The 20,339-nt window shown below is 61.3% G+C and carries 17 protein-coding genes and 1 riboswitch; of the genes, 7 read left to right on the plus strand and 10 right to left on the minus strand.

The genetic code is table 11. The features are described from left to right. Window positions 1-35 precede the first annotated feature (35 nt). The 6 genes from KVQ74_RS11285 to KVQ74_RS11310 all read right to left on the minus strand — a co-directional run bounded on the left by KVQ74_RS11285 (window position 36) and on the right by KVQ74_RS11310 (window position 5,859). Window positions 36-983: a FecR domain-containing protein gene (locus KVQ74_RS11285; protein ID WP_217831152.1), complete on the minus strand. Its 948-nt coding sequence runs from the start codon at window positions 981-983 to the stop codon at window positions 36-38. Then, window positions 983-1,489: a sigma-70 family RNA polymerase sigma factor gene (locus KVQ74_RS11290; RefSeq protein WP_217831153.1), complete on the minus strand. Its 507-nt coding sequence runs from the start codon at window positions 1,487-1,489 to the stop codon at window positions 983-985. The genes KVQ74_RS11285 and KVQ74_RS11290 overlap by 1 nt, the downstream gene beginning before the upstream one ends. Window positions 1,490-1,598: 109 nt before the next feature. Continuing rightward, on the minus strand, window positions 1,599-1,937 hold the full coding sequence (locus KVQ74_RS11295; RefSeq protein WP_217831154.1) for a DUF190 domain-containing protein: 339 nt from the start codon (window positions 1,935-1,937) through the stop codon (window positions 1,599-1,601). Window positions 1,938-1,946: 9 nt separating this feature from the next. Beyond that, entirely contained in the window at window positions 1,947-2,330 is a 384-nt protein-coding gene (gene crcB, locus KVQ74_RS11300) for a fluoride efflux transporter CrcB (protein WP_217831155.1), read from the minus strand. A gap of 146 nt (window positions 2,331-2,476) precedes the next feature. Then, a riboswitch (Fluoride riboswitch) is annotated at window positions 2,477-2,537 on the minus strand. A 102-nt stretch (window positions 2,538-2,639) separates the two neighbouring features. Continuing rightward, entirely contained in the window at window positions 2,640-4,844 is a 2,205-nt protein-coding gene (locus tag KVQ74_RS11305; protein WP_217831156.1) for an OsmC domain/YcaO domain-containing protein, read from the minus strand. 103 nt (window positions 4,845-4,947) lie between these two features. Then, a complete protein-coding gene (locus KVQ74_RS11310) occupies window positions 4,948-5,859 on the minus strand; it encodes a LysR family transcriptional regulator (protein WP_217831157.1) in 912 nt (303 codons plus the stop codon). A 105-nt stretch (window positions 5,860-5,964) separates the two neighbouring features. Between KVQ74_RS11310 and KVQ74_RS11315 the strand changes: the two genes are divergently transcribed. After that, on the plus strand, window positions 5,965-7,932 hold the full coding sequence (locus KVQ74_RS11315; RefSeq protein ID WP_217831158.1) for an alkyl/aryl-sulfatase: 1,968 nt from the start codon (window positions 5,965-5,967) through the stop codon (window positions 7,930-7,932). Between the two features lie 109 nt (window positions 7,933-8,041). Next, window positions 8,042-9,262, plus strand: coding sequence for an MFS transporter (locus KVQ74_RS11320; RefSeq protein ID WP_217831159.1), 1,221 nt, complete (start codon window positions 8,042-8,044; stop codon window positions 9,260-9,262). A gap of 1 nt (window position 9,263) precedes the next feature. Here KVQ74_RS11320 and KVQ74_RS11325 read toward each other — a convergent pair whose 3' ends face one another. The 3 genes from KVQ74_RS11325 to KVQ74_RS11335 form a co-directional block, all read right to left on the minus strand. Continuing rightward, window positions 9,264-10,151, minus strand: coding sequence for a LysR family transcriptional regulator (locus KVQ74_RS11325; protein WP_217831314.1), 888 nt, complete (start codon window positions 10,149-10,151; stop codon window positions 9,264-9,266). A 216-nt stretch (window positions 10,152-10,367) separates the two neighbouring features. After that, window positions 10,368-11,474 (minus strand): alkene reductase, encoded by a 1,107-nt coding sequence (locus tag KVQ74_RS11330; RefSeq protein ID WP_217831160.1) that lies wholly within the window; start codon window positions 11,472-11,474, stop codon window positions 10,368-10,370. Between the two features lie 106 nt (window positions 11,475-11,580). Then, the gene (locus KVQ74_RS11335) at window positions 11,581-12,513 is read right to left on the minus strand and encodes a helix-turn-helix transcriptional regulator (RefSeq protein WP_217831161.1); all 933 of its coding nucleotides are present in this window, start codon (window positions 12,511-12,513) and stop codon (window positions 11,581-11,583) included. 563 nt (window positions 12,514-13,076) lie between these two features. Here KVQ74_RS11335 and KVQ74_RS11340 point away from each other — a divergent pair. From KVQ74_RS11340 to KVQ74_RS11355, 4 genes are all read left to right on the plus strand, one after another. After that, window positions 13,077-14,426 carry an MFS transporter gene (locus tag KVQ74_RS11340; protein WP_217831162.1) on the plus strand — a complete coding sequence of 450 codons (1,350 nt, stop codon included), beginning with the start codon at window positions 13,077-13,079 and terminating at the stop codon, window positions 14,424-14,426. Between the two features lie 99 nt (window positions 14,427-14,525). Beyond that, the gene (locus KVQ74_RS11345; protein WP_217831163.1) at window positions 14,526-15,224 is read left to right on the plus strand and encodes a fumarylacetoacetate hydrolase family protein; all 699 of its coding nucleotides are present in this window, start codon (window positions 14,526-14,528) and stop codon (window positions 15,222-15,224) included. Window positions 15,225-15,262: 38 nt separating this feature from the next. Next, window positions 15,263-16,027, plus strand: coding sequence for an SDR family oxidoreductase (locus tag KVQ74_RS11350; protein WP_217831164.1), 765 nt, complete (start codon window positions 15,263-15,265; stop codon window positions 16,025-16,027). Between the two features lie 27 nt (window positions 16,028-16,054). After that, on the plus strand, window positions 16,055-17,011 hold the full coding sequence (locus KVQ74_RS11355) for a 2-hydroxyacid dehydrogenase (RefSeq protein WP_217831165.1): 957 nt from the start codon (window positions 16,055-16,057) through the stop codon (window positions 17,009-17,011). A gap of 49 nt (window positions 17,012-17,060) precedes the next feature. On the opposite strand, the gene rimA is transcribed toward KVQ74_RS11355, so the two are convergent. Then, window positions 17,061-17,840, minus strand: a complete 780-nt coding sequence (rimA, locus tag KVQ74_RS11360; RefSeq protein ID WP_217831166.1) for a S6 modification regulatory phosphodiesterase RimA — start codon at window positions 17,838-17,840, stop codon at window positions 17,061-17,063. A 325-nt stretch (window positions 17,841-18,165) separates the two neighbouring features. On the opposite strand from rimA, the gene KVQ74_RS11365 reads away from it, so the two are divergent. Continuing rightward, on the plus strand, window positions 18,166-20,292 hold the full coding sequence (locus KVQ74_RS11365) for a TonB-dependent receptor family protein (RefSeq protein WP_217831167.1): 2,127 nt from the start codon (window positions 18,166-18,168) through the stop codon (window positions 20,290-20,292). Window positions 20,293-20,339: the final 47 nt, after the last annotated feature.

The following is a 20,339-nucleotide window of genomic DNA, read 5'->3' on the forward strand; positions in this document are numbered from 1 at the left end:
GGAATGACCGACGAGGCGAAAAAAAGGGACAGGCTTCAGGCAATATTTTTTCGAGGGACCAGCGTGACCCAGAATCGGGTGCGTGATTGCACCTCCAGTGGCAGGCTTGCCGCCAGCAGTGCCAGTACGCGATCGGTATTGTCGAGACGGAAACTGCCGGTGATGCGCAGGTTTTCCAGGGCCGGATCCCAGCGCAGCAGACCGGATCGGTAGCGACTCAGCTCACGCAGGAAATCGCCCAGCGCCTGGTTCTGCGCCATCAGCACACCGCTGCGCCAGTCCGGCAGCAACGCATCGAACGGCGCAACCGGGCCGGCGCCACTGGCTTGCAGGCTGACTTGTTGCCCGGCTTGCAGGGTCATCATTGGCCCGTGCAGCGGTTGCAACTGCACCGAACCGCTGACCACCGAAACCCGACAATCACGCTCGTTCAAACGCACGCAGACTTCGCTTCGACTAACGACGATGCGGCCGTACGGCGCCTCGATAGTCAGCGCAACACTGCCGGGCACCTTGAGCGCCATTTCGCCGCGCACCAGGGTCACCCGATGCTTCGCGAGATCGACATTCGCCGCACTGGCGGTGTTCAGTTGCAACGAACTGCCGTCGGCCAGCGGCAGGCGCTTGAGTTCACCCGTGGAGGTTTGCAGATCGGCACGCCAGACATCCAGCGGCATTTGTCGGCTGATCAGCCAGGCTGCTGGCACCAGTGCTGCGACACCGAGTGCCCGCTTCAGTGCGGCTCGACGTGCGAGGTCCGGACGATCCAGCGTCGCCATCGCCAGGGTCGGAGGCAATCCGCAGAAGCGTTGACGCAACAACTGGGCTTTCTGCCAGGCACTTTCATTGCGACTGTCGCTGCTGCGCCAGTGTTGCAGGCGGGTGTGATCGTCGTCGGTGGCCTCGCCGGACTCGAGCAGCGTCAGCCATTGCGCCGCCGCGCGGGCCACTTCACGGGCTTCACTGGAGATCGCAGTGCGCATCACAGCTCCAGCAGCAGGCAATGTTCATAGGCTTGCGCCATGTAGCGCTTGACCGTGCGTTCGGAGACGTCCAGGCGCTCGCCGATTTCGCGGTAGCCCAGGCCTTCAAGCTGACTGAGCAGGAACACTCGACGCACCGACGGCGCCAATCCGTCGAGCAGTTCGTCTAGGGCTTGCAGGGTTTCCAGCAGGATCCAGCGCTGTTCCGGCGATGGCATGCACTCTTCCGGCAGGTTCGCCAGCGCATCCAGATAAGCCTTTTCCAGGCTGCGGCGCGTGTAGAAATTGCTCATCAGGCGTTTGCCGATGGTCAGCAAATACGCACGCGGCTCACGCATATCGACGATTGACTGCGAACTGCCAAGCACCCGCAGGAAGGTGTCCTGGCTCAGGTCAGCCGCATCCCAGGCATTGCCCATGCGCCTGCGCAGCCAGTTTTCCAGCCAGCCACGATGGTCACGGTACAGGGCGTGGAGGCTGTGATCCGGTGGCGACGCTTCAATCATCTCAAGAGATCCTGCGAAGGATATAAATGAGACTGATTCTATTTAATGTTCAGGCGCAAAACCAAGCCCTTTTCTATAGAAAAGGACTTGGCGTCGCGTTTACGGGTGTTCAGGACGCCGTCGCAGCCCTCCCCTTCTTGCCGACGGTGCCCATTTCAATCGGCGTTTTTATGTAGAACACGGAAATGTCCTCAACCTCCAGGCGTTTGAACAGGCGCTCGGACTCCTCCTCGGTGATCGCCATGCGAATCTCCGTCGGCTGGTCCGCCAGTTCGAAAAAGTGTGAGGAATGCAGCCGGCCGGTATGCCCGAAACCCTCGATACCGGTTGAAAGCGTCGCCCCGCGCAGCCCCATCTCCTTTGCCAGATCAACAAGCCAGTCGCCGAGCATCTTTCCCTGATGGCGCCGGTTTTGTTGAGTAAAGAAAATCACCAGAAAACCGTTCATTTCGTCACCTCAACGCGTGCCAAACCATTGATAGGACAACAGCCCGGCGGCGGTCATCGCCAACGAGCCTGCGACGTGTACGGACACCGAGCCGAGCGCCCAGAACAACCGGCCCTCCTGAAGCAGAGCGACGGTTTCGGCCGAAAAGGTAGAAAACGTAGTGAGCCCACCACAGAAGCCCGTGATGATCAGCAACCGCCACTCAGGGCTGAGCGACGGAGATGCCGCGAGAAACGCGATGGCCAGGCCGATGATGTAGCCGCCCACCATGTTGGCGACCACGGTGCCCGGAGGAATCGCGGGAAACAGCGCATTCAGCTTCAGGCCCAGAAGCCAGCGCAACCACGCGCCAAGCGATGCGCCAACGGCAATGACCACGAGAGATTTCAGCATGATGGGCTCACCTCGTCAGACCGATGTGGCCGAACCGGGAGCGGGCACGCGCAGCAAGAAAGCGGCGGCTGGGGGAGTAAATGCATGATCCTGTCCTTTCATTAGAGGGACAGGGCGAGCAGACACACCTACGCACCCTGTCCTGGGTTCACGTAGGCATCATCAGCACAAGGCGGTTCAAGGAGGAATGCCATCTCCTGTTGCCGATGCTATAGCAACGCAGACGCCGGTTTCAAGAAACGTTTTGATACAGAAAAACAAAAAAGCACCCGCAGGTGCTTTTTTGCTGGAGCAGGTAACGCCGCGACGTCAGATAGACAAACCGCTGACCTTCGCCCGCGCCGCATGCAGCTTTTTATAGCTGTCGACCAGGCGCTGGTGGCGATCGAGCCCTTCCAGCTTCATGCTGGTCGGCGTCAAACCGTAGAAGCGCACGCTGCCGTCGACCGAACCGATCGCCGCGTCCATGCGCTCATCGCCGAACATCCGACGGAAGTTGACCTCGTAATCGGCCAGCTCCAGATCGTCGTCCAGTTGCATTTCCAGCACCACGTTCACCGCTTGATAGAACAAGCCGCGCTCGACAGTGTTGTCGTTGTATTGCAGGAAGGCCTCCACCAGATCCTTGGCCTTTTCATACTTCTGCGTGGCCAGGTAGATCAGCAGCTTCAGCTCCAGGATCGTCAACTGACCCCAGGCCGTGTTGTCGTCGAACTCGATGCCGATCAACGTGGTGATGTCGGTGTAGTCGTCCAGTTCGCTGTCTTCCAGGCCCTTGACCAGATTGCGCAGCCCCACCTTGCTCAGGCTGTGCAGGTTGAGGATGTCGGCGCGGAATTGCAGCGCCTTGTTGGTGTTGTCCCAGATCAGATCGTCGACCGGATAGATTTCCGAGTAGTCCGGCACCAGAATCCGGCAAGCCTTCGCGCCGATATGCTCGTAGACCGCCATGTACACTTCTTTGCCCATGTCTTCGAGAATGCCGAACAGTGTGGCGGCCTCGTCGGCGTTGGAGTCTTCGCCCTGACCGGAGAAGTCCCACTCGACGAATTCGAAGTCAGGCTTGGCGCTGAAGAAACGCCACGACACCACACCGCTGGAGTCGATGAAGTGCTCGACGAAGTTGTTCGGTTCGATCACCGCCTGCCCTTCGAAAGTCGGCTGCGGCAAGTCGTTCAGGCCTTCGAAACTGCGACCCTGCAGCAATTCGGTCAGGCTGCGTTCCAGCGCCACTTCGAAGCTCGGGTGTGCGCCGAACGAGGCGAACACACCGCCAGTGCGCGGGTTCATCAACGTCACGCACATCACCGGGAATTCACCGCCCAGCGAAGCGTCCTTCACCAGCACCGGGAAGCCCTGCTCTTCCAGGCCCTTGATCCCGGCCAGAATGCCAGGGTACTTCGCCAGCACGTCCTGCGGCACGTCAGGCAGGGCCATCTCGCCTTCGAGGATTTCGCGTTTCACCGCCCGCTCGAAGATCTCCGACAGACATTGCACCTGGGCTTCGACCAACGTGTTGCCAGCGCTCATGCCGTTGCTCAGGTACAGGTTTTCGATCAGGTTGGACGGGAAATACACCACCTCGCCGTCCGACTGGCGCACAAACGGCAGCGAGCAGATCCCGCGCTGTGTGTTGCCGGAGTTGGTGTCGTACAGGTGCGAACCGCGCAGCTCGCCATCGCGGTTGAAGATCTCCAGGCAGTACTCGTCGAGGATCTCCTGCGGCAGCGCGTCGTCCGGGCCAGGCTTGAACCAGCGCTCGTCCGGGTAGTGCACGAACTCGGCATTGGCGATGTCTTCGCCCCAGAACTGGTCGTTGTAGAAGAAGTTGCAGTTCAGCCGCTCGATGAACTCGCCCAGCGCCGACGCCAGCGCGCTTTCCTTGGTCGAGCCCTTGCCATTGGTGAAACACATCGGCGAATGCGCGTCGCGAATGTGCAGCGACCAGACGTTGGGCACGATGTTGCGCCACGACGCAATCTCGATCTTCATCCCCAGGTCGGCGAGGATTCCCGACATGTTGGCAATGGTCTGCTCCAGCGGCAGGTCCTTGCCGGCGATGAAGGTGCTTGCCTGGGAATCCGAATCGGGCATCAGCGAGGCCTGGGCATCGGCGTCCAGGTTTTCCACTTCCTCGATCACGAATTCAGGCCCGGTCTGCACGACCTTCTTCACCGTGCAGCGATCGATGGAGCGCAAGATGCCCAGGCGATCCTTGGCGGAGATGTCCGCCGGCAACTCGACCTGGATCTTGAAGATCTGGTTGTAGCGGTTTTCCGGGTCGACGATGTTGTTCTGCGACAGACGAATGTTGTCGGTCGGGATATTGCGGGTTTCGCAGTACAGCTTCACAAAGTAAGCCGCGCACAGCGCCGAGGATGCGAGGAAGTAGTCGAACGGACCCGGTGCCGAACCATCGCCCTTGTAGCGGATAGGCTGGTCGGCCACCACCGTGAAGTCATCGAACTTGGCTTCAAGTCGGAGGTTGTCGAGAAAGTTGACCTTGATTTCCATGCGGGATTACCAGAATAGCGAGCTGAACAGAATGGCCGCCATTATCCGGTTTTTCAGCGGGAAGTCTTGTGCTTTGGCGCGGCGACCGCTGACCGGGCGCCGTTCAGAGGCGTTGGTTACGCTGCGCCATCTCGGCGACGATGGCCTCGATCACACGGCGCGCCGTCGGCGACAGGCTGCGGTTTTGCAGGCTGACCACACCGATTTCCGAATGAAACCTGGGGACATCGGCGACGCGCAGCTCGATCAACCTGCCGGCCTCGATGTCCTCGGCGACCGCACCGTGGATGACGCCCATGATCGTGTCGGTCGACAGGGCTACGGATTTGAGCAGCGCCACATCGTCGCATTCAAGCACGATGGGCAGTGTCTGCCGGGAAGACATGCCGAGGGTTCTGGCCGTCTCGGCTTTGACGACGGCGGGCAAGCGCGTGGTGGCGACGCCATACCCCTCAAGTTCGATCAGCGTCACTTCACGCCCGGCGAGCGGATGCTCGGGGCGGACGAAGAACCCGGCTGAAACCTGGCCCAATGAGTGAATCAGCAGATCAGACTCCGCCGAGAAATCACGAATGTCGGCCACGAAGAACTCGATCTCTTCGGCCCGCAACCGTGCTTCGAGAATCTGCCAATTATTGATCTCCACCCGCAGCGCAATCGCCGGGTGCCGTTGTCGCAACAGCGGAACCACCTGATGCATCAGCATCGCTGCCGGGAACGGCCCGACGCCGAAGGCAAGATTGCCGAGCTGGCCGTCGCCGTAGAGCGCCATGTCGCGCTCCAGCGAGCGCGCATCGAACAGCAGGCGCCGCGCCCGCTCGATCAGAAACTCCCCCGCCGGAGTCGGTCGCACGTCGCCGCTGTCGCGATCGAACAGGCGCTGGTTGGTTTCGCTTTCCAGCGCCTGGATGCTGCGGCTCAAGGCCGGTTGGCTAAGATGCACCCGTTCGGCAGCGCGACCGAAATGGCGTTCATCGGCCAGCGCCAGCAGATGTGAGAGTCGTTTAATGTCCATGTCGCCGATGCTAGTGACGCATTACACGGATGTAAACAATGCATTGGATACATCACCCGTCTCTCCCTACGCTTTGGCCGAAAGCCCCTTCGGAGAACAACAAGAATGAAACCGACCTTCCCCGCTCTCCTCGCCCTGGCACTGGTTACGTTGGGTGGCTGCGACAAAGGCCCCAGTGTGGCTGCGGACGACGCGACCCCCGCCACGGCAGCGGCAATTGCCGCCAGCATCAAAGGCCTGAACCTGGAAGACAGCAAGGATCTGACCGATGCCAAACGCGGCTTCATCGCCCGGCCAACCGGGCAGATCCTCGGCTCAGACGGCAGTGTCCTGATCGATTTCGAGGCGTTCAGGTTCGTCGAGGGCCAGGCGCCGTCCACGGTCAACCCGAGCCTTTGGCGCCACGCGATGCTCAACGCGCAGATCGGCTTGTTCAAGGTCACTGACGGGATCTACCAGTTACGCGGCTTCGATATCGCCAACATGACCCTGATCGAGGGGCAAACCGGCTGGATCGTGGTCGACCCATTGACCGCCAAAGAGTCCGCCGCTGCCGCCCTGGCATTCGCCCGGCAACAGTTGGGTGACAAAGCCGTCAGCGCCATAGTCTTCACCCACGACCACGTCGACCATTTCGGCGGCGTGCTGGGCATCACATCAATCGAGGACGTGGCCCGCCGCAATATCCCGGTCGTCGCGCCCGCCGGCTTCATGGAGGAAGCGACCAGTGAAAACATTCTGGCCGGGCCAGCGATGGCGCGGCGTTCGATGTATCAGTTCGGCAAGAACCTCGCGCCCGGCGCCAAAGGCATCGTCGATACCGGGCTGGGCAAAAACGTCGCTTACGGCAGCATCGGGATCATCGCGCCGACGCAAATCATCGACCAGCCGACCCAGGAACTCGTGCTCGACGGCGTGACATTCGTCTTTCACAACATGCCGGGCGCCGAAGCGCCGGCCGAGCTGACCTTCTCGATTCCCGAGCGCAAGGCCTACGGCGGCGCCGAGCTGCTCGCGCAGACCATGCACAATCTGCTGCCGATCCGGGGCGCCAAGGTGCGCGATGCGTTGCGCTGGTCCGAATACACCCAGATTGCCCTCGATGAACTCGGCGACACCGAGGTTTACTTCGGCCAGCACAACTGGCCGATCTGGGGCAATGAGCGGATTCGCGAGTTCATCACCAAACACCGCGACGTCTACAAATACCTGCACGACCAGACCGTGCGCCTGATGAATGCGGGCTACACGCCCAACGAGATCGCCGAGAAAATCCAGTTGCCCGATTCACTGGCATCGTACTTCGGCACACGCGGCTATTACGGCGACCTGCGGCACAACGTCAAGGCGATCTACCAGATGTACCTCGGCGCCTACGACGGCAACCCCGCGCATTTGAATCCGCTGTCGCCCAGGGAGTCGGCCAAGCGTTACGTCGAATTGATGGGCGGCAGCGCCAAGGTTGTCGACGCCGCGCAAGCCGCCTACGACAAGGGTGACTATCGCTGGGTGGCGGAGTTGTTGAACCAGGCAACCCTCGACAAACCCGATGACGAAGCCGCCAAGGAGTTGCTGGCCCGCGCCTATGAGCAGATGGGCTATCAGGCGGAATCGGCGACCTGGCGCAACAGTTATCTGACGGCGGCCCAGGAGTTGCGTAACGGCCCGCCCGCCAAAGGCGTCAAGCGCTCCGACCTGATCGAGTTGATGAAGCAGACCCCCACCGAGCGCTTCCTTGAGGCCATGGCCGCAAGCCTCGACGGGCCGGCCGCCGATGGCAAGAACTGGACCTTCAATCTGGTGCTGACCGATACCCGCGAGACGTTCGTGCTGTGGATCGAGAACGCGGTGCTGCATTACCGAAAAGCCGCGCCGGTGGCGGGTGCCAACGCGACGCTGACGGTCAGCAAAAACCTGTTCGTGCAATTGCTGAGCGGCACTGCCGGGCTGAAGGAAGCGTTGACCTCGGATGAGTTGAAGGTCGATGGCAGCCAGATAAACCTGTTGCGCTTCCTCGGTTTGCTGGAAAAAGCCCCGGGCAACTTTGCGATTGTCGCCCGCGAAGGCGACTGACCCGAGGTGATTGCGGAGTGATTGCTCCGCAGTGATCGGAACGGCGGCCTGTTTTTCTCGCGGGACGCGCTACCTAGCATGGCTCCACTGTTAATTGTGGAGCCATCCCATGCACGACTCACCCGCTTTACCCGCTTCAACGGCGCTCGCCGCAGAGCCGCCCTCCTCCTGGCGCGACTGGCTGTCGGTGTATTCCGTGGCCCTTGGCGCCTTTGCCTTTGTCACCACCGAATACCTGCCGGTGGGCATCTTGCCGCAGATCGCCGACAGCCTGAACGTCACCGTCGGCGTGGCGGGATTGATGGTCACCGTGCCGGGCATTGTCGCGGCAGTGTCGGCCCCCGTCGTACTGCTCGGTGCAGGGCGCATGAACCGGCGCCAGCTATTGTTGTTGCTGACCTTGCTGCTGGTAATCGCCAACCTGATCTCGGCGGTGTCGCCGTCATTGCCGATCCTGTTGCTGGGGCGCGCACTGGTCGGTATCGCACTCGGTGGGTTCTGGGCCGTGGCGATCGCAGCGGCCGGACGGCTGGTCAACGCAGCGAACGCTGCCAAAGCCACCGCACTGATTTTCGCCGGAATCACCGTGGCAACGGTATTTGGCGTACCGCTCGGGACGTTTGTCAGCACGCTGTTTTCCTGGCGCATATCGCTGGCCCTGACAGCGGGTCTGGCCTTGCTCGCGCTCGCTGCACAGGTGCTGACCTTGCCTTCACTACCTTCCAGCGAGGGGTTGAAAGTACGCACGTTGCTGGCCTATCTCTCACGAAGCAATGCCCTGCGCAGCATGCTGTTGCTGGGCGCCGTGGTGGCCGCGCACTTTGCCGCTTACACCTACATCGCACCGTTTCTCGGACAGCAGGCCGGATTTTCACCGAGTGCGATCACCGCCATTCTGCTGGGCTTCGGTCTGGTCGGCATGTTGGCCAACTTCACCATGGCCGGCACCATCACCACTCATCTCCGGGCGTCGTTGGCCGCGGTGGTGCTGCTGATGGTGATCGCCCAACTGGCGCTGCCGCAGTTGCAGGGTTGGGCCGTGAGCCTGGCAGTGTTGCTGTGGGGCGTGGCGTATGGCGCGATTCCACTGGGTGTCAGCAGCTGGATGCAACTGACGTCGCCCAAACTGCCGGAAGCCAGCTCGGCGATGCTGGTCACCACGTTTCAGGTGGCCATCGCCTCGGGATCGTTGTTCGGAGGTCTGGTGGTGGACCACACTGGCGTAGCCTCGGTACTTTGGCTGGGCGCCGGCGTCGGCTTGCTCGGGCTGCTGGTGTTGCTCAGCTTCGGCGTCGGCAAAGCGCCCATTGCCGAGTCCTTGCAGCGCTGACTCACCCGCGCAAAACGTTATCCTTGAAATAGTCGATCAACACCCGCAACCTCGGTGCCGTCTGCTTTGCCGCAGGCCAGAGCATCCACAGGTTGCCGGTGTGGTCGGTGTAGTCCCCCAACACCACCTCCAGCCTGCCATCGGCCAGCGGCTGACGGATTGAAAAGTCCGGCAGGCAGGCAATCCCCACCCCATCCAGCGCCAGGTACGTCAGCGGATCCATCGTGGTGCAGGTCAGCGCCCGTGTCAGGTTCGGTTCGATGTGCGTGTCGCCGACCCGCAGCGGCCAACGCTCGATCATCCCCGTCGCCGGAAACTTGTGCAGCAGACACACATGCCGGATCAGATCGTCCGGGTGCCTCGGCACGCCATGGCGCTCCAGATACGCCGGCGACGCCACCAACTGCAATTGGTAGCCCCCCAACTTGCGCGCCATCAGCCGCGAATCCTGCGGCGCACCGGTCCGAATCACCGCGTCGAAACCTTCCTCGATCACGTCCACCATACGGTCAGACATGTCCACGTCCAGCTCGATATCCGGATAAGCACGCATGAACCCGGCCAGTACCGGCATGATCAACACATTCTGGATCGGCACGCTGATGCGTACTTTGCCACGAGGCGTGGCGGACAATTGCAGCAGCTCTATCTGCGCCGCTTCCACCTCACTGAGGATACGTTTGCAGCGATCCAGGAACAACTCGCCTTCGGTGGTCAGGGTCACGCTGCGGGTGCTGCGATGAAACAATCGCACGCCCAGGCGTTCCTCCATGCGCGCGACGCTCTTGCCAACGGCGGAAGCAGAAATCTCCAGCAAGCGCCCGGCTTCGGTGAAGCTGCGGGTTTCCGCCACTTGAATGAAGGCCGTGATACCGCTGAGGCTGTCCATCATGGCAGGCGTGCTCGGGGGTGAGAGTGAGGTAAGCGCAGAGTAGATGCGGGCGAAGGATTTGCAAAGAGCGGGATTTTTCAGGCGGCAAAACGCCTTCGCGAGCAAGCTCGCTCCCACATTCAATTGTCACTGAGCACGTATTCTGTGTTCAACGAAAACCGATGCGGAAGAGAGTTTGCTCGCGAAGGCGGTATTACCTGTAACCGAGGCCGGTCAGGCACTCTGCTGATAGAACGGATAATCCGTAAAGCCGACCTCGGTGCCACCGTAGAACGTATCCCGGTCGTAGGCATTCAACGGCAGATCTTGGCGAATGCGCTCCGGCAGATCCGGGTTGGCAATGAAGTCGCGCCCGAACGCCACCAGATCGGCGTCGCCGGCCTGCAGGATGCGCTCGGCCGAAGCGGCGTTGAATCCGCCCGCCGCAATGATCAAACCTTCGTAGTGCTGGCGGATCAACTGCGCCGCCACCGGGTTCTGATCCTTGCTTTCATCGATCGAGTTGCCAATCACCCGTGGCTCGATCAGGTGCAGATAGGCCAGTTTCAATTCGGCCAGTTGCTGCGCCACATACACGAACAACGCCTCAGGATCGCTGTCCTTCATGTCGCCAAAACTGCCACTCGGACCAAGGCGTACCGCCACCCGCTCGCTGCCCCACACCGAAATCACTTCCCGGGTGATGTCCAGCAGGAACCGCGCACGCTTGGCGATGGTGCCGCCGTAGGCATCGGTACGCCGGTTGCTGCCGTCCTGCAAAAACTGGTCGATCAGATAACCGTTGGCGCCGTGAATTTCCACGCCATCGAAACCCGCCTCCAGACCGCGTTGTGCGGCGCGGCGGAAGTCTTCGACCAGCGCGGCGACTTCCGCTTCGCTCAAGGCCCGATGCGGCGTGCTCGGCACCCAGCCGCTGGCGGTGTAGGCAACACCGTTGTACTCGACGGCCGAAGGCGCCAGCGGTTGTGCGCCGGCTGGCTGCATGTCGCTGTGGGACTGGCGACCGGCATGAAACAGTTGCAGGAAAATCCGCCCGCCCTTGGCGTGAACCGCATCGGTAATGGCCTTCCATCCGGGGATCTGCGCATCGTTGTACAGACCCGGTGAGCCGAGATAGCCATTGCCGGTGGTCGATACCACGGTGGCTTCGGAAATGATCAACCCGCCGTCGGTGGCGCGCTGCGAGTAATACTCGGCCATCAACGCACCGGGCAGATCGCCTGGCTCGGAGCGCATGCGTGTCAGCGGTGCCATGACCACGCGGTGGGACAGCGCATGCGGGCCGATCTGGATCGCGGAAAACAGGGTTGGGTGATTCATGGTGACCTCCAATAATTAACTGGAGGCCACCTTAGGCCACACGCCACTGGAGAAAAACCGGCTGTATTTCCACTCTCTGCGGACGGATCTGTCCGCAATCACCGACCTATGTCCCCGTTGGCGATTGCGGCGTGTCCGGATTGAGTTGCTGCCTGCGAAATTGCCCTGGCGGCTGGCCGTGGATCTGCCGGAAGCGCCGGGAAAAGTACGCCTCGTCGGCGAATCCGCACAACCGCGCCACCTCGCCCACCGGTCGAGCGCTGTTGAGCAGGTAGTTACGCGCCGCATGCATTCGCCGTTCGAGCACCAGTTCGGTGAAGGTCTTGCCGATTTCCTTGCGCAGCCAGTGCGTCAGATAGGTCGGTGACAGGTAGGTCGCGGCGGCGACCTTGATCAGGTTCAGATCCGGGTCAGCGATGTTCTTGCGCAGGTACTCGGACATCCGGCCCAACGCATCCCGTCGACTGGTTTCCGCCGCGTTCTCTTCGGCCAGCCGCTTGAGCGGTTCGGCATACAAGCCACAGACGCTGCCAATCAGTTGCAGCAGCAAGCCCTTGAGCATCTCGCGAGTACCGAACTGGCGGTTTTCATCCAGCGCGCGCATTTGTTCGATCAGGCCACAGACCCGGGCGAAATCCTCGTCGCCGAGAATGAAGTCCAGGTGTTCCTGAAAACGGAACGGCGACAACTCCGGTGCCAGCAGGATCGAGACTTCCTCCAGGTCCATCGGATCGCATTGCAAATGCGGCAGCAGAAATGTCTGGGAAAAATTGATCACCATGAACTTGCTGTCGGCCGGGTGCGGAATCACATGGACGCGGTGCGGCAGGATAAAAGCCAGGGTATTGCGCGGAAACGGGCGCTCGACGTTGCCGATGTGCTGCACGGTGTCGCCGCCGAGGTTGATCTGGATCTGGAAATATTCGTGGCGGTGAGGACTGGTTTCAGCGCGTCGTCCCTGCTTGTCACGAATATAGAAGTCGGTCAGCTCGCTGCGCTGCTGCATGACATAGGTGGGCACTCGGCTGCTGGCTGACATCTCCCGGAATTCCTCGACAAGGTGCATAGGCGGTGGCCGATTGTGACGGTCAGTTCGTCCGTTTTTCAATAGGTCATACGATGACATGAGTGTGGCCGTACTTTTCCGCACATTGCCGACGAACGGTCAAAGTCCAAAAAAACCAACACAATGCAGAGACTATTTATCTATTAAAAACAGTTAGTTGGATGTTAAAGGTCAAAAAACCGCGTTTCCTGCATTCTAGAATTTTTTGGACAGATCCAAAGATCAGCGTTTTCTTCCCGAAAAACGATCTGACAGGCGTGTTGATTTAGCGAGGTTGTACGACCACTGTAAAGACCAATGCAGCCCGACCTCCTCCAAAAACAATCAAAGGTGCGCACGTTATGAAACAGCATTTCCCCTCTCGCCCGCCCTCACTCCTCTCTCTCATCGGCACGCGCCTGAAGACGCTTTCGCACGCCTGACTCCGGCTGGCTGCGCCGCCCACCGCTCGCAAGAAAACACCCAACCCCGACATTCGGGGAGCGGGACCGGCTGCGCGCAAAACAACGGCTCCCAACAATAACAAGGCCAATTCCATGTCCAACTCCCCTCTCTCGCAAACCGCCGCTGCGTCGGCGATCAGTGGCGTCCAGGACGCCGCACCCACCAAGCGGCTGCCGACACGGCGACGCTGGTTCATGCTGTCGCTGCTGCTGATCGCGACGATCATCAACTACATCGACCGGGTGAACATCTCGATTGCCGCACCGTTCATGGCCAAGGACCTGGGCCTGGACAAGATCGAAATGGGCCTGATCTTCTCGGCATTTGCCTGGACTTACGCGCTGGCCCTGGTGCCTGCCGGGTTCATCGCCGACCGTTTCGGCTCGCGGCTGACTTATGGCGTGTCACTGATCAGTTGGTCGACGGTCACCGTCTGCCAGGGCCTGGCCTCAGGCTTCGCCTCGCTGTTCGGCCTGCGTCTGGCGGTCGGGGCCATGGAGGCGCCGGCGTTTCCCGCCAACAGCCGCGCGGTGACGGTTTGGTTTCCGGCCCGCGAACGGGGCATGGCCAGCAGCATTTACGTGTGCGGCCAGTATCTGGGCACGGCGCTGTTCACCGGTGTGCTGCTGTGGCTGGCAACCACGTTTGACTGGCGTCACGTGTTCTACAGCACCGGCGCACTCGGCATTGTGTTCGGGGTGTTCTGGCTGTACTTCTACCGCGATCCGCTGGAATGCAAGAAGGTCAGCAAGGAAGAACTGCAATACATCGAATCCGGCGGCGGGCTGGTCAAGAGCAGCCAGGAACGCACCCGTTTCAACTGGCGCCAGGTGGCCGAACTGTTTTCGTACCGGCAGATCTGGGCAATCTGCATCGGCAAGTTTGCCAGCACCTCGGCGCTGTACTTCTTCCTGACCTGGTTCCCGACGTACCTGATCGAAGAACGCCAACTGACCATGATCAAGGCCGGGATCTTCGCCGTCCTGCCGTTCGTGGGTGCAACGGTCGGCATCCTGCTGGCCGGGATCATCTCCGATCTGCTGATTCGCCGTGGCTGCTCGATGTCGTTCGCCCGCAAGTTGCCGCTGGTGGTCGGCTCGATGCTCGGCATGTCGATTGTGCTGGTGAACTTCACCGATTCGAACCTGATCTGCATCGCCATTCTCACCGTTGCCTTCTTCGCCCAGGGCATCGCTTCGTCGTCGTGGGCGGCGGTATCGGAAGTCGCGCCCAAGGAACTGATCGGCCTCACCGGAGGCGTGACCAGCCTGGCGGCCAACATCGGCGGGATCGTCACGCCAATCGTGATTGGCGCGATCGTCCATGCCACCGGCTCGTTCGCCTACGCCTTCTGGTTCATCGGCGGCGTGGCCCTGATCGGCACGCTGTCCTATTCGCTGCTGCTCGGCCGTTTGTATCGCATCGAACTCAAGCCGCGTTGAAGCAAACACAACGGTTTTCTCCAATACGAGGCGGCATTCGTCCAACTTCACCCCCGGATGCCGCCGTACGCTGACGTTTCAATCAGGACTTCTACAGAGATGAACATGACCGAGTACGTCTTTACCCCGGATTTGCCTGTGACCTTGCCGGTTGCTGGCAGCCAGCAACGTTTTCCGGTGGGCCGGGTGTTTTGTGTAGGCCGTAACTATCCATGGCCGGATACCCAGACCCAGGGCCAATCGCGCATCCCGCCGGTGTTTTTCATGAAGCCGGCGAGCACCGTGGTGGATGCCGTCGGTGAAGTGGCGTTCCCGGCGCTGACCGGGGACTTTGCCCACGAAATCGAACTGGTGGTGGCCATCGGCGAAGGTGGCGCGAATATTCCGGAAAGTCAGGCGCTGGCTTACGTCTGGGGTTACGCCGCCGGACTCGACCTGACCCGGCGCGACGTACAACGCGCGGCCAAGAGCAACGGCTTGCCGTGGGAAGGCGCCAAAGTCTTCGACGGTGCCGCCCCGATGACCGCCATCGTTCCAGTGACGCGCTCCGGGCATCCCGATGGCGAGTTGTGGCTCAACGTCAACGGCGAGGAACGCCAGCGCGACAGCCTCGACAGCCAGATCTGGTCGGTCAGCGAAGTCATCAGCCGCATCTCGCAATCGATCGCCCTGCGCGCCGGGGACCTGATCATGACCGGCAGCCCGGCGGGTGTTGACGGCCTGCAGCCGGGCGACGTGATCAACGCCGGGGTCGACGGCATCGGCCAATTGGAAATGCGCGTCGGCCAACGTCCCTGAAGCCTCCCACCCGGATCAATAAAAAAGGAAAACCCGACATGCCCAACACTCAACCCTTGAAAGTCGCACTGGTGACCGGCGCCGGCAGCGGAATCGGTCGCGCCGTGGCCCAGGCCCTGATGGCTGACGGTTTCACTTTGGTTCTGGCCGGCCGGCGGCCTGAGCCTTTGCAAGCCCTGGTCGAGCAGGCGTGCAATGAAGGTCTCGAGGCCTTGGCCGTTCCCACCGACGTTCGTGATGAAGCCAGTGTCGACCGACTGTTCGCGACAATCAGCGAGGTCTACGGACGCCTGGACGTGGTGTTCAACAACGCGGGCATCAATGCCCCCGCCGTGCCGCTGGATGAGCTGACGGTCGAGCAATGGCGCAACGTGATCGACACCAACCTCAACGGGGTTTTCCTCTGCGCCCGTGGCGCGTTCGGCCTGATGCGCCGACAGCAGCCGCAGGGCGGACGCATCATCAATAACGGCTCGATCTCGGCCCATACCCCAAGGCCGTTCAGCAGCGCCTACACCGCCAGCAAACACGCCGTGCTGGGCCTGACCAAATCCCTGGCGCTGGATGGACGGGAATTCAACATCGTCTGCAGCCAGATCGACATCGGCAATGCCCTGACCGAAATGTCCGTGCGCATGACCAAAGGTGTGCGCCAGGCCAACGGCAGCATCGCGGTGGAGCCGATGGTCGACGTCCAGCATGTCGCCGATGCCGTGCGCTACATCGCCGCCCTGCCGCTGGCGGCCAACGTCCTGAACATGACCGTCATGGCCAGCGCCATGCCGTTTGCCGGTCGCGGTTGAATCTTTTTTGAATTATTCGAGGTTTACATGAAGCCAGAAGTCTTGCAGCTCAGCCCGATCCTGATTCCGCAAATCAATGCCCGACTCGATGAACTGTTCACCGTGCGGCGCTATTTCCAGCAAACCGACAAAGCCGCCTACCTGCAACAGCACGGCGCCAATATCCGTGGCGTAATCACCGGCGGGCATACCGGCATCACCCAGGCAGTGATGGCGCAACTGCCCAATCTGGAAGTGGTCGCGGTCAATGGCGTGGGCACCGATGCGGTGGATCTGGCCTACGCCAGGGATCGCGGCATTCGGGTGACCGCCACTATCGGCGCCCTGACCGAGGACGTTGCCGATCTGGCGATAGGGTTGTTGATTGCCGTGTGTCGCGGGCTCTGCACCAGCGATCGTTACGTGCGCTCAGGCCAGTGGCCGCAGAGCCCGACGCCGCTGGCCCCGCTGCCACTGGCGCGTCAGGTGTCCGGCATGCGTATCGGCATCGTCGGCATGGGCCGGGTGGGTCGTGCGGTGGCGGTTCGCGCGGCAGCCTTCGGTTGCCCGATCAGCTACACCGATCTGCAACCGATGAGCGATGTCAGCCACACCTTTGTCGCCGACCTCAAGCAACTGGCCCGCGACAGCGACGCCCTGATTCTTGCCGCTGCCGCCGACAAGGCCGAAGCAATCATCGATGCCCAGGTGTTGAAGGCTTTGGGGACGGACGGTTATTTGATCAACGTCGCCCGGGGCAAACTGGTCAACGAGACCGATCTGGTCGCCGCCCTTGCAGCCGGTGAGATTGCCGGCGCAGCGCTGGATGTGTTCGTCGATGAGCCGAACGTCCCCGAAGCGTTGTTCGGCAACGAGCAAGTGGTGCTGCAACCGCATCGCGCCAGCGCCACCTTGCAGACCCGCACGCGCATGGGGGAAATGGTGGTGGCGAGTCTGGTGGACAGCTTCGCCGGCAAAGTCCCGCAGGGTTGCGTGACAGGCTGACGGTTCGGCCACCGGGGTGCAATGCCTCGGTGGCGCCTGCCGATGTCGATCAATGCTGTGGCCAGGCACCTTCTGGAATTTGCGCCAGAGCTTTGAACGCAGGCTTGGCGAACCAGTAACCCTGCATCAGATAGATGCCGCAATCGGCGAGGAAGTCCCGTTCTTCGGCGTGTTCGATGCCTTCGGCAATCACCTCTACTCCCAGCTCCACACAGATGCCCACCACCCCTCGAACGATTGCCTGACGTACGCGATCGCGATGAATATCACGAATCAGCGCCATGTCCAGCTTGATCAGATCCGGCTGAAAATCGGCCAGCAGGTTCAACCCGGAATAGCCGGCGCCAAAATCATCGATGGCAGTCTTGAAGCCAAACTCACGGTATTCGCGCAGGATATTCATCAGGTGTCTGTTGCTTTCGACGTGCTCACCCTCGACCGCTTCGAAGATCAGCCGGTCGAGGGGAAAACCGTGAGCGCGTGCCGCATCCAGTGTGCTGCGGATGCACAGTTCCGGGCGGTAAACGGCATTGGGCAGAAAGTTGATCGACAGATGCTGCGTCATTCCCAGGTCTGCGGCGGTCGAGATCGCCCGAACACGACACTGCTGGTCGAAACGGTAGCGGTTCTGATCGTCGACCTGCTCAAGCACAGACAAGGCACTCTCGCCATTGATGCCGCGTACAAGTGCTTCATGCGCGAAAACGCTTCGATTTCGCAGATCGACGATAGGCTGAAAAGCGAAGGAAAATTCGAGGTCGGGCTGGCTGCTGCGTCGGCATCCCTGGCAGCCACCGGATGGCGGGAATAGTTCGGAAAAATCGGTCATGAAGCCTCGCCAAAAATGGGTTGCCGCCTTCCATGGTCGGGCTGGAAAACTGGTAGGCGAAACGCTGTGACCGCGTTTCGCATGCTGTGCGGGTGTAAGTCTGCGGGGTATTGCGCGTGGGCGCCGCTCACTGTTCGCGGAACGGTCGCAATCGGGTTATCGACCGGTCAAATTCAAACCTTAGCTCCGTTCGTCGCCTGCCCCGCGGCCCCTCACAGACGCGGTTCGCCATCAGTCCTGAAAAAACCAAATTGCGATGTGTTTCCTTCGTTCCTTTACACGTCGCAATGTTCATTGCCCGTTCCTGTCTGTCTGGAGTTTCTCGATGCCCGCGCCCAAATCCCTGCCCACTGCATTGTTGGGGCTGGCCCTTGCCTGTCCGGCGATGGCTGAAACCCAAGGCCTGGAGCTGGGGCAAGTGCTGATTTCGGCTGAGGATCAGGGCAGCGAAAACGCGAGTGTCGAAGAAGCCAGGGCGCGTCTCGCTCAGGTTCCCGGCGGCAGCAATGTGGTCGACATGCGCCGCCCGTTGCAGGGCCGCGTGGCCGGCAATCAGGATGTGCTGACTTATCAGCCGGGGGTATATGCCCAGTCTTCCGGCAATGAAGGGACGAAAATCTCGATCCGAGGTTCGGGGATCAACCGTGCGCCGGGTGCCCACGCCTCGGGGTTGTACACGATGCTCGACGGTCTGCCGCTGACCGGCCCCGGTGGCACGCCTTATGAGTTGCTGGAACCCTTGTGGCTCGATCATGTGGAAGTGCTGCGCGGCGCCAATGGCTTCGACCGTGGCGCGCTGGCCCTGGGCGGCGCCATTGATTACGTCAGCCACACCGGTTACGACGCGCCGAAATTACAGGTGCGTTATGCAATGGGCAGCAAGGGTTATCAGCAGCGTCAGATCAGTTCCGGGCAGGTGCTGGGCGACTTCGATTACTACGTATCAGCCACTGACGCGAGCGCTGACGGTTATCAGGATCACACCAAAAGCGAGAGCCAGGGTGTCATTGCCAACGTCGGCTATCGCTTCAACCCGAATCTGGAAACCCGCTTCTATTTCCGCTACCGCGAGACCGACAACGACCTCGCCGGCCGGGTCACCAAGCATTCCATCGAACATGATCCACGGGCGGCCAACCCTGCCTATGTGTCGCGGGACGACAGCCGCAAGCAACCGGGCAGTACGTTCTTCGGCAACAAGACCACGTTCTACATCGACGACGATTCGAGCATCCAGACCGGGCTGGTTTATCACGACTACCCGATGGATCTGCGCGAAGGCCCCAATCGTCTGAAGGTCGCCTACACCGACGTCAGCGGCACCTTCGACTACAAGCGCCGCGACACGCTTTGGGGAATGGAAAGCCGCAGCACCGTGGGCCTGCGCGTGACCAAACACCTGCCCAACGACGGCGCCAGCGAAATGGTCCGCATCCCGACCGGCAACACCGCCGGTTATGCGCCGGGCACGCACATGCGCAATTTCACCTATCAGGGTTCGGACACCGTCCTGCATGTAGGCAATGACCTGGAAATCGCCGACGACCTGTGGCTCACCACTGGTCTCGCCGCGATCTACACCCGCCGCGAAAGCGATGTTACCTACCCGCAAAGCGGCGGCAAGACCAGCCTGGGCGACTGGGACTATGCCCCGCGCCTGGGCCTGCGCTATCAGGTGACGCCGGATCTGCAACTGTTCGGCAATCTCAGCCGTTCGGTGGAAGCGCCGCACCCGTGGTCGCTGATCTACAGCTCCAACATCCGCTTTGGGCCGGGCAACGGTGCGGCCACCGGCACCCAGCGCGACCCGATCAAACTGCAAAACCAGACCGCGACCACCCTGGAACTCGGCGGTCGCGGCGACAGTACGCTGGGCGAATGGAGCCTGGCCTGGTACTACGCGCAAGTGCGCCACGAACTGCTTTCGGTATTGCCGGACGCCAACGCCACCACGCCTTATGAACTCAACGCCAGCCCCACGGTGCATCAAGGCGTCGAAGCCAGTCTGCAGAGCCATCTGTGGACGGCCAACGACGGCGGCCAGTTGAGCCTGCGTCAGGCCTACACCTTCAGCGACTTCCACTACCGCGACGACGAGCGCTTCGGCGACAACCGCCTGCCGGGCCTGCCGATGCATTACTACCAGGGCGAGTTGCGCTACGACTGGCCGCAGGGTTTCTTCGCGGCACTGAACACGCAGTTGTCGTCGAAAGTCGCGGTGGATTACGCCAACAGTTATTACGCCGACCCGTACGCCACTTTCGGCGCCACCCTGGGCTACAACGCGCCCAAGGGTGACTGGCAGACCTGGCTGGATATGCGCAACCTGACCGACCAGCGTTACGCCGCGACCGTCACCCCGGGCTACGACGACAAAGGCCTGGACGCGGCGCGTTCGACGCCGGGGGAAGGCATGGCGATGTATGTCGGGGTGTCGTGGAGTTTGCGCTGAGGACTGGCGGGCTGTTTAACCGTTGACTCGCCGGGTAAAACCGGCAA

It is taken from the genome of Pseudomonas botevensis (assembly GCF_019145475.1).
In the GTDB taxonomy this organism is placed as follows: domain Bacteria; phylum Pseudomonadota; class Gammaproteobacteria; order Pseudomonadales; family Pseudomonadaceae; genus Aquipseudomonas; species Aquipseudomonas botevensis.